The following is a 6,200-nucleotide window of genomic DNA, read 5'->3' on the forward strand; positions in this document are numbered from 1 at the left end:
GGCGGGCCCGGGCCGCGTTGTGGCCACATGAAAACGGCAATCGTTGCCGGGATTGGAAGGTTCGAGATGGCGCGCAGCGAGCTGCGACCGGTGATCACGCTCCGGTCCACGGCGGGCACGGGCTTCAGCTACGTCACCCGCAAGAACCGGCGGACCACCCCCGATCGGATCGTGCTGCGGAAGTTCGACCCGGTGGCGGGGCGGCACGTGGAGTTCCGCGAGGCCCGCTGACCACCCACACGTTCGAAGGCTTGCCGAAGGAGGAGCAGATGAAGCAGGGAGTGCACCCCGAGTACCGTCCGGTGGTGTTCCGGGACAAGACGGGCGGCCTGTCGTTCCTGACCCGCTCCACCGCGTCGAGCGGTCGGACGGTCGAGTGGACGGACGGGCGGACGTACCCGGTGGTGGACGTCGAGACGTCCTCCGCGAGCCACCCGTTCTACACCGGCAAGGCCCGCCTGCTGGACACCGCGGGCCGAGTGGAGCTGTACCGCCGCAGGTACGGCCTCTGACGCCAACATGCCGAAGGGCCCCGGGAGTTGACGAGACTCCCGGGGCCCTTCGGCGTGTTCACCGGCCGGCCGACGGGGGGACGGAGACCACCAGGGTGAGCCGGCAGTCGACGGCGCCCTCGTTGCGGTAGCTGTGCGCGGTGCCGGCCTCGTAGGAGGCGGTGGAGCCGGCCTGGATGCGGTGGGCGCGGCCGTCGAGCATCAGGGTGAGTTCGCCATCGTCGATCCGGGCGATCTCGACGGTGCCGGGCGGGTGCGGGTCGGAGGCGTGGGTCTCGCCGGGGCGCAGGTGCCAGCTCCACAGTTCCAGCGGGCCGGGGGCCTCGATGCCGCTGAGCAGGACGCCGCTGCCGCCGTCCGGGCCGCTCCACAGCCGGACGGCCTCCTCGGCGGGGACGATCCGCACCACCGAGGTCTCGTCGTAGTCGAGCAGCCGGGCGATCGAGACGCCGAGGGCGTCGGCGAGCCGGACCACGGTGCCGACGCTGGGGTTGGTGCGGGCCTGCTCGATCTGGACCACCATGCCGCGGCTGACGCCGGAGCGGGCCGCGAGGGCGTCCAGGGTGTGGCCGCGTTCGGTGCGCAGCCGTTTGAGGTTGCGGGCGAGGGCCTGGGTGACGAGATCGGGTTCCGGCACGCTTGAGTCCAATATTTTAGTTGGGTCGGTTCACTGGGTTGAACTATGCTGCGACCGCACAACAGATCCATCGACTGTACTGCGGAGTCCACCATGCTGACCTCTCCCCCGCTCTCGTGAGCGCCGCCTTCGCGCTGCTCGCCAGCCTGCTCTGGGGCGTCGCCGACTACGGCGGCGGGGCGATCACCCGCCGGCTGCCCGCGCTCGGCGTCGTGGTGCTCTCGCAGACCGCGGCGGCCCTGGTCCTGGTGCCGGCCGTCACCGCCACCGGCGGCTGGGCGGACGCCGGACCCGGGCTCTGGTACGCCGTCGCCGCCGGCGTGATCGGGCCGGTCGCGCTGCTCGCCTTCTACCGGGCGCTGGCGCTCGGGCCGATGGGCGTGGTCTCGCCGCTGGCCACCGTGGGCGTGCTGGTGCCGATCGGAGTGGGTCTGTTCCTCGGCGAACGTCCGGGCGCCGTCCAGGGGTTGGGGATCCTGGTGGCGATCGCCGGGGTCGCGCTGGCGGGCGGCCCGCAGCGCGGCGGACCGGCCGTGAGCCGCCGGGTGCTCGTCCTCACCCTCTCCGCCGCGTTCGCGTTCGGCGCGGTGCTCGCGCTGATCGCGCACGCCAGCGCCGGCGGCGGACTGCTGCTGACGCTGTGCGTGCAACGACTGACCAACGCGGTGGTCGGCGTCGGCATGCTGGCCGCCGCCGCCCGCCGGGAGCCGATCGAACTGCGCGGCGCGGCCCGCTCGTTGCCCTCGCTGACCGCCGTCGGCGTCGCCGACGTCGCCGCGAACGGCCTGTACGCCGCCGCCGCCCACCTGGGCTCGGTCGCGGTGGCGGCGGTGCTGGCCTCGCTCTACCCCGTGGTGACGGCGCTGATGGCGCGCGGCCTGCTCAAGGAGCGCCTGCTGCGGGTCCAGCTGGTCGGCGCGGGGCTGGCCGTCGCCGGAACGCTGATCCTTGCGGCAGGTTGACGCCGGATCAGGCCGCCCCGGCCCCGGCGAAGGCCTTGGAGCGCCGGGCGATCCGCCAGTAGCCGATTGCCGCCGCCCACACCACCACGAACAGGCCGACGATCACGAAGCCCACGTTGTCCAGGCCCAGTCCGGCGATCCAGCCGGACACCGGATCGTCCAGGCCGAACTTGTCGTGCAGCACCGCGACCAGCTCGATGGTGCCGATCACGAAGGCCACCGCGATCGACAGCCCCGTGATGGTCAGGTTGTAGTACACCTTGCGGACAGGGTTGGAGAACGCCCACTGGTAGGCGAAGTTCATGAACGTGCCGTCCAGCGTGTCGAACAGGCTCATCCCCGCCGCGAACAGCAGCGGCAGGCAGACGATCGCGTACCAGGGCAGGCCGGACGCCGCGCCCGAGCCCGCCATCACCATCAGCGTGACCTCGGTGGCCGTGTCGAAGCCCAGACCCAGCACCATGCCCACCGGGAACATCTGACCGGGCCGGGTGATCGAACGGGTCGCCCGACCCAGCACCCGGGCCAGGAAACCCCGGGAGTCCAGGTGCTTCTCCAGCTCGGCCTCGTCGTACTCGCCGGCCCGCATCGCCCGGAACACCCGCAGGATGCCCAGCAGCGCCACCAGGTTGAGCGCCGCGATCAGGTAGAGGAACGCGCCCGAGGCGGTGGTGCCGACGGTGCCCAGCACCTGATGGGTCGTCGAACCCTCGTCCATCAGCGTGCCCGCCAGCGCCGCGCCGCCGGCCACCAGCGCGGCCATCAGCACCACCATCGAGGAGTGCCCGAGGGCGAACCAGAAGCCCACCGAGACCGGCCGGCGGCCGTCCGCCATCAGCTTGCGGGTGGTGTTGTCGATCACCGCGATGTGGTCGGCGTCGAAGGCGTGCCGCATGCCCAGGGTGTACGCCGTGACGCCCAGGCCCACACCGAACACCTGGGTGCCGACCTGGTACTTCTCCGGCACCACCAGCAGCAGCAGCGTCCCGAACGCCACCACGTGCAGGAGCAGGATCACCGCCATCAGGCCGACGGTGCGCAGGGTGTCTTCCCGCCGCCAGCGGAAGGACGGCAGGGGGGAGCCCGGGACGTTTCCGGGCATGGTCGAATCGGACGCGGTCATCCGCGCATCACGCTCCAGCACCTCGTGGATCACTTCGTGAGATGCCGTGGCCGGTCTCCTGGCTGACGGGGTGTTCGGCGTCGGCACCCGGCCTTCCCGGCCGCGAACGGCCAGTGGCGCGAGGTGGGAGCCGACGACTCCCCGATCACAGTGGCGAGGGCCGCTCCGGACTCCTGTGACGAGCACAGTGCACCGGCTTCCCGAACACCACGGCCCGCCCACCGTAGATGCGCTCCCCCTGCGGCGGCAAGACGGCACCGTCGCACAGGTGTCGAAGATCACCCCGCCCGGCGGGCCGACCGCCCGTCAGGCCATCCAGAAGAACACGCAGGTCATCCGCTTCTCCTCCAGCGTCCGGCCGTAGTACTCGGTCGCGGTGTGCATCAGGTTGGCGGTGTACAGCAGCAGCCGGTTGTAGCGGTGCGGGACGGCCAGGTCCTCGGTGAACGAGTCCGGCGGGACGAACCGGGTGCCGAGCGCGTCCACCAGGTTGTTGTGCGGCGCCACCACGGTGTTCCCGCCGAGCCGGCCGCCCGGCAGGCTCTGCCGGTAGAAGCTCGTCCCGCACCGCTTCGGCACGTTCGGGTTCAGATACAGCACGGCCGCGTACCGGCACAGCGAACGCGAGTCGGTGTGCGGCCGCGGCTCGCACTCCCCCTCCCCCACCACCTGCACGCAGTTGTGGTTGAACGTCCCGCCCTCGGCCTCGCCCAGCGCCCACACCCTCGGCACCCCGACGGTCTCCCGCACCACCTTCTCGACGTGCGCCAACTCGTCCGGCTCCAGCCCCGGCATCCCCCGCAACCCCGGCCACGACTCCGGCTTGTGCGGGTACCCCTCGTCCCAGTCGGTACGCGCCAGATGCCGGGCACGCACCGCGTCCGGATCCGGGAGGACGTCGTCCAGCACCCAGTAGTCCCGACCCCTGGTCGGTTTGCGGTACGGCAGGACCGGAAGGGTCGGAGTCGGACGCGGACCCTGAAACGGCTGTACGGGCATGGACCCGACAATAGGAGCGCACCCAGGGACCCTCGCCCAAGCCCCGGTCAACCTTCCGTCAAGGCTTTCCCCGGTGACGGAGCGTCAACGCATTTGCCTGGAACTGGTCGTCGGCCTCCCAAGTACACAGCGGGCGCGCGTATCTCGTCAGCAGGTCGCCAGGTGGCGACCCCGGCCTTCCGGGCACTCGCCGACGCCTGTCTCGACTGCAGTACGAACTTCTGAACATACCCGCTACCGCCACGCCAACGCACTATGCTCCCCCACTCGACCGTCACGAATCTCACACGACCCGACAGGTTTGAACGGAGTCACCTGCATGGCCTACCGCCACTCCGGACAGCGCAGCGCCGCCGACCCCTTGAAGCCGCTACTGGAGTCCTGGCAGAAGTCCCTCATCGACCTGGGCTTTCGAAACCGCCTGGTGCACTACCGGCGCGGCAGCAAGCAGGCGGGTACCGACATCATTGCCCCGGAACTGACGCAGGTGCTGGAAGCACTGCCCAAGGGATGCCTGTTCGCCCCGGTGCTGGAGTCTCTCTCCGGTGGCGGATCACAGCCCGAACCGCCTGGTCACACCGGTGTGCAACTCTCGAAGCCGACCGGCGGTCGGCCTATCGACACTCCCAGTTCCCGCGCTGGTGGTGGCAGCACCCGGCTCGGCCTTCGCACCAGTAAGACGACCCAGGCCGAGCAGGACAGGCACCTCAAACGCCTGGCCACCGTCGCGCAGGAGAAGTACAACGACTTCGGACTCTGGGTTCTGCACCTCGGCGTCGGTTTCCTCCACTGGCGTCCGGCCGCCGACGCTGACCCTGTGGCCTCACCTCTGCTGTTGATACCTGTGCGGCTGCGCAAGTGGAAGGGCGACTCCTTCCTCCTGGAGCTCAACGGAGACGAGGAGTTGAGCTTCAACCCCGCGCTGGCCGTCAAGATGGAGGAGATGGGCATCGAATGGCCCGCTCCCGAGCAGATCGAGCCCACCGACGCGATGGTTCTGCTGGACCAGGTTCGGCGGACCGTCTCGGACCGCGCCGGATGGCAGGTCAGTGAGCGCATCGTCCTGGACGCCTTCAACTCCAGCAAGGAGGTGATGTACCGAGATCTTCGGGACAACATGCACCGGATCCTGGCCAGCCCGCTGGTGCGCACCCTGGGTCTGGGCGCCGACACGGCAGGCACCGTGGACGCGTTCGACTTCGATCCGGTGCCACTCGACCTGATCGACCAGAAGCAGCCACCGGAACAGGCTCCACTCGTGCTGGACGCCGACTCCTCCCAGCGTCAATGCATCGCCGCCGCGGTCGAGGGGCGCAGCTTCGTCATGGACGGCCCACCCGGCACGGGCAAAAGTCAGACCATCACCAACATCATCGCGGGCCTCCTGGAGAAGGGCCGCAGTGTCCTGTTCGTCAGCGAGAAGGCAGCTGCACTCGACGTGGTGCGCAACCGCCTTGAGCAGGTCGGCCTGGACGACTACATCCTTGCGCTGCACAGCAATACCGCCAACCGCAAGCAAGTGGCCCAGGATCTCGGCCGATCGCTCACCGCGCCCCGCAGGGCCTTCCCGACCTCGCGCCGCGATGAACTCCTCACCGCCCAGGAACTGCGCCGAGAGCTCTCCGGCTACGCCATGGCGATGAACGAACACCACGACGGCATGAACCGTTCCCTGCACGACATCCTGGGCCGTGTCTCGCTGCTGCACTCGCTGCCGCAGCTCGCCCCGGAGCCGGAGTTCGACACCGCCGGCCTCACGGAGGAACGCCTTCGCGGCATCCTCGACAGCGCGCGCTGGGTGTCCCGCTCCTGGCGACCCGCAGTGGAGGGAGAGTCGTTCGTCTGGCGTCAGCTGAGCGGAACCGGCGGCGAGCTGGATTCCCTCGCAAGAGCCTTGGAAGACTTCGCTGCCCTGCGCAACGCTCTGGTGCCGCACACGTCACTGAGAAGCCGTTGTCTTTCCGATA

Annotated in this window: 7 protein-coding genes and 1 riboswitch; of the genes, 4 read left to right on the forward strand and 3 right to left on the reverse strand. The window is 69.8% G+C overall.

Annotation, left to right across the window (positions count from 1 at the left end; genetic code table 11):
• The first annotated feature begins 66 nt into the window (after positions 1-66).
• Together rpmG and AMK19_RS28715 are read left to right on the forward strand one after the other, a co-directional pair.
• Positions 67-231, forward strand: a complete 165-nt coding sequence (gene rpmG / locus AMK19_RS28710) for a 50S ribosomal protein L33 (protein ID WP_073816850.1) — start codon at positions 67-69, stop codon at positions 229-231.
• A 38-nt stretch (positions 232-269) separates the two neighbouring features.
• A complete protein-coding gene (locus AMK19_RS28715) occupies positions 270-512 on the forward strand; it encodes a type B 50S ribosomal protein L31 (RefSeq protein ID WP_073816854.1) in 243 nt (80 codons plus the stop codon).
• Between the two features lie 58 nt (positions 513-570).
• Here AMK19_RS28715 and AMK19_RS28720 read toward each other — a convergent pair whose 3' ends face one another.
• Positions 571-1,149 carry a helix-turn-helix domain-containing protein gene (locus tag AMK19_RS28720; RefSeq protein ID WP_073816857.1) on the reverse strand — a complete coding sequence of 193 codons (579 nt, stop codon included), beginning with the start codon at positions 1,147-1,149 and terminating at the stop codon, positions 571-573.
• A 116-nt stretch (positions 1,150-1,265) separates the two neighbouring features.
• Here AMK19_RS28720 and AMK19_RS28725 point away from each other — a divergent pair, with 116 nt between their 5' ends.
• Positions 1,266-2,111, forward strand: coding sequence for a DMT family transporter (locus AMK19_RS28725; protein ID WP_073816860.1), 846 nt, complete (start codon positions 1,266-1,268; stop codon positions 2,109-2,111).
• Between the two features lie 7 nt (positions 2,112-2,118).
• Here the strand turns inward: AMK19_RS28725 and AMK19_RS28730 are convergent, their stop codons facing one another.
• The gene (locus tag AMK19_RS28730) at positions 2,119-3,213 is read right to left on the reverse strand and encodes a HoxN/HupN/NixA family nickel/cobalt transporter (RefSeq protein ID WP_073816933.1); all 1,095 of its coding nucleotides are present in this window, start codon (positions 3,211-3,213) and stop codon (positions 2,119-2,121) included.
• 52 nt (positions 3,214-3,265) lie between these two features.
• Positions 3,266-3,461: riboswitch (cobalamin riboswitch) on the reverse strand.
• 79 nt (positions 3,462-3,540) lie between these two features.
• Positions 3,541-4,233 (reverse strand): DUF6445 family protein, encoded by a 693-nt coding sequence (locus AMK19_RS28735; RefSeq protein ID WP_073816863.1) that lies wholly within the window; start codon positions 4,231-4,233, stop codon positions 3,541-3,543.
• 319 nt (positions 4,234-4,552) lie between these two features.
• Between AMK19_RS28735 and AMK19_RS28740 the strand changes: the two genes are divergently transcribed.
• Positions 4,553-6,200: DUF4011 domain-containing protein (locus tag AMK19_RS28740; protein WP_158071961.1), on the forward strand; the 1,648-nt coding region annotated here is incomplete at its 3' end.

Origin of the sequence: Kitasatospora sp. CB01950 (assembly GCF_001905465.1) — a bacterium.
Taxonomy (GTDB): domain Bacteria; phylum Actinomycetota; class Actinomycetes; order Streptomycetales; family Streptomycetaceae; genus Kitasatospora.